Annotated in this window: 2 protein-coding genes; one reads left to right on the forward strand and one right to left on the reverse strand. The window is 71.9% G+C overall.

The genetic code is table 11. The annotated features are described in order from the left end of the window. The coding region (locus AX685_RS22430; RefSeq protein WP_066487116.1) for a TonB-dependent receptor at positions 1-2464 on the forward strand (2464 nt) is incomplete at its 5' end. A gap of 4 nt (positions 2465-2468) precedes the next feature. Here the strand turns inward: AX685_RS22430 and AX685_RS07460 are convergent. Next, positions 2469-3269: BRCT domain-containing protein (locus AX685_RS07460; protein WP_331710158.1), on the reverse strand; the 801-nt coding region annotated here is incomplete at its 5' end.

Genomic DNA, 3269 nt, shown 5'->3' on the forward strand with positions numbered 1-3269 from the left:
GGCTCAGGATGCCCCCGCGGCGGCGGACGCGCGCGGCGACGTCGTCGTCATCGGCAAACGGCTGCGCGGATCGGCGATCGGCGAGGTCGCGCCGGTCGCCGCGCTCGACGCGCAGGCGTTGCGCGCGCTGGGTGCGAGCAACATGAAGGAACTGGCCGACCGGCTGAAGCCTCTGGCACAATCGGTGACGGGGGAAGACCCCGCCTATCTGCTCAACGGGCGGCGTATCTCAGGCTTTGCGGAGGTGCAGAACCTGCCGCTCGAGGCGATCGAGCGGACCGAGATATTGTCCGAACAGGACGCGCCGCGCTTCGGCTTCTCGCCGACGGTACGGGTGATGAACGTCATCACGAAGAAGCATTTCCGCGCGCTGTCGACGGTGCAGGTCAGCGGCACGACCACGGCCGGCGGCGGGGCGACCAGCTATAGCGAGGCCACGGCGACGCGGATCGACGATGCGCGGCGCGCGTCGCTGACCCTGTCCTATTTTCACTTCACCCCGGTGCTGCAATCGCAGCGCGATATCGCGGCCGATCCGGACACGCCGTTTTCGCTGGCCGGGACGGTGGCGCGCGCCGACGGGGGCAGCATCGATCCGCGGCTGGACGCGCTGGCGGGGCGTACAGTGACGCGCGCGGCGGTGCCCGCCGACCCGGCGCTGCGCGGCGTGCCGGCCGCCTATCGCGCGGCGGCAGGATCGGCGGACATCAACCCCTATCGCACGCTCCAGTCGCGGGTCGACACGCTGCGCATCGACGGGACGATCGGCGCGCCATTGAGCCGTACCGTCGATGCCTCGCTCAACATCAATGCGGAGGGGCAGCGGCAGGGCGCATTGACCGGGCTTGCGCCGGTGACGCTGGCGGTGCCGGCGGGCAACGGTGCGCTGCCGTTCGGCGACGACCTGCTGCTGTCGCGCTTTCTGCCGGGCGATCCGCTGCGGCAGCGCGCGACCAGCCTGACGCTGCACGCGGGCGCGACGGTGCAAGGTGGCTGGGGCGACTGGGCGTGGAACGTCACCGGCAACTACGACCGCGCGCGGCAGGCGGTGCGATCGGATCAGGCACTGGCCCCCGGTGAGTGGCAGTCGGCCGTGACCGCCGCCGCCGATCCGTTCGCCGCGCCGCCCGCCGGCGCCGCGACGCGCATCGCGGTCGCCAGCCGCACCGTGACGACCACGGTCGGCGGCAAGGCGGTGGCGAGCGGTCCGGTGCTGCGCCTGCCCGCCGGGCGGGTGCAGATGACGCTGGCGGCGGGCTTTGCCCGATCGGCAAGCGCTCCGACGGGTGGGCAGGGGCCGGCGGCGGCGCTGACGCGCACCAGCAGCGATGCCAGCGTCACCGCGATCGTCCCGATCGCCTCGGCAGAGCGCGGCGCGCTGGCCTTCGTGGGTAAATTGTCGGCGAACGGCACGATCGGGATGGCGGACGTATCGGATTACGGACGGCTTACCAGCAGCAGCTACGGCCTTGCCTGGGCGCCGGCACGCCCGGTTCAGGTCACGCTGTCGGTCAGCGATGCCGCGACCGCACCCGCGATCGTACTGCTGACCGCGCCGTTAGTGACGACCCCCAACGTGCCGGTGTTCGATTTCCTGACCGGGCAAAGCGTGCTGGCGACGACGACGATCGGCGGCAATCCGGCGCTGGCCGCGGAACGGCGGCGGGTGACCACCGTCGGCGTGACGGTGTCCCCGGTCAAGGCGCGCGAATGGCGCATCGGCCTGTCCTATGTCGACACCCGTATCCGCAACCAGGCGTTCGCGCCCAACGATGCCAGCGTTGCGTTGCAGCGCGCGTTCCCCGCGCTGTTCGGGCGCGACGGCGCGGGGACGCTGATGACGCTGGACCTGCGGTCGCTGAACCTGGCGCGCGAGCGGGAGCGCAAGCTGTTGCTGACCACCGACCTGTCGACGCCGCTGGGGCGCAAGCCGCCCGAGCCGGCGAAGCGTGCCGAGGGGGACACCACCACCCCGCCGCCGCCGCCGCCGAAACCCCGCCCGACGTTGTTCGTGAACGGCACGGTGACGTACCGGCTGGACGACCGGGTGACGCCGCGCGACGGGCAGGCCCCGCTGGACCTGCTGGCGGGTGACACGCTGGACGGGACCGGCGGGCGACCGCGCTGGCAGCTGGACGGGACGGTCGGCGGCGCGATCGGGCCGGTGACCCCCGGCGTCTACGCGCGGATCCAGGGACCGACGCGCGCGCGCAGCACGATCGCGGCATCGGACCTTTCCTATTCCGGGCGGACGTGGCTGACCGCCTACGTCACGCTCGACGCGGGCGCGCTGGTGGCGCGTCCGTGGGCGAAGCGACTGTCGGTGGCGCTCGTCGCCGAAAACCTGCTCAACAGCCGCATCGCGGTGCGCGACCGCACCGGGGCGACCCCCTATCGCTACCAGCCGGGGTTGATCGACCCGCTGGGACAGCAGGTGCGGATCATGGCGCGCAAATTGTTCTGAGGGGTCAGCCCGCGGCGGCGACGATCGCGTGCCAGCCGGCTTCGTCGACGACGCGGATGCCGAGGTCAGCGGCCTTCTTCGCCTTCGACCCCGCGCCGGGGCCGGCGACGACCAGATCGGTCTTCTTCGACACCGATCCGGCGACATGCGCGCCCAGCGCCTCGGCCTGCGCCTTCGCCTCGTCGCGGCTGAGCGTTTCCAGCGTGCCGGTGAAGACGACGGTCTTGCCCGACACGTCCGATGCGCGCGTCTCGACGGCAAAGGGCGGGGGTGTCACCTGCGTCAGCAGATCGTCCCACACCGCGCGATTGTGCGGTTCGTGGAAGAAATCGGCGAGTGCATGGCCGACCGCGGCGCCGACATTCTCGACCCCGATCCGCTCGGCCAGCGCCTTGTCGAGGCGGGTGCGGTGGCGCGCCTCGGTCTCGCCCAGCACCGCCGCGGTGTCCGCACGCAGCGCGATCAGCTCGTCGGCCAGCGCGGCGATCGCGGGAAGCGTGACGTAGCGTTTCATCAGGTCGCGCGCGGTGACGATGCCGATGTGGCGGATGCCCAGCCCGAACAGCAGCCGCGCGGCATCGGGCTCGCGCCGCGCGTCGATCGCCGCGAAGAGCGCGTCGACCGATTTCGCCTGCCATCCCTCGCGCCCCACCAGTTCGTCGCGATGCGCGGCGAGGCGGAAGATATCGGCCGGCTCCGCGATCCAGCCAAGATCGAGGAATTCGGTCAGCGTCTTCTCGCCCAGCCCGTCGATGTCGAGCGCGCTGCGGCTGACGAAATGCTTGAGCCGCTCCAGCCGCTGCGC

Source organism: Sphingomonas sp. CCH9-F2 (assembly GCF_001556735.1).
In the GTDB taxonomy this organism is placed as follows: domain Bacteria; phylum Pseudomonadota; class Alphaproteobacteria; order Sphingomonadales; family Sphingomonadaceae; genus Sphingomonas; species Sphingomonas ginsenosidimutans.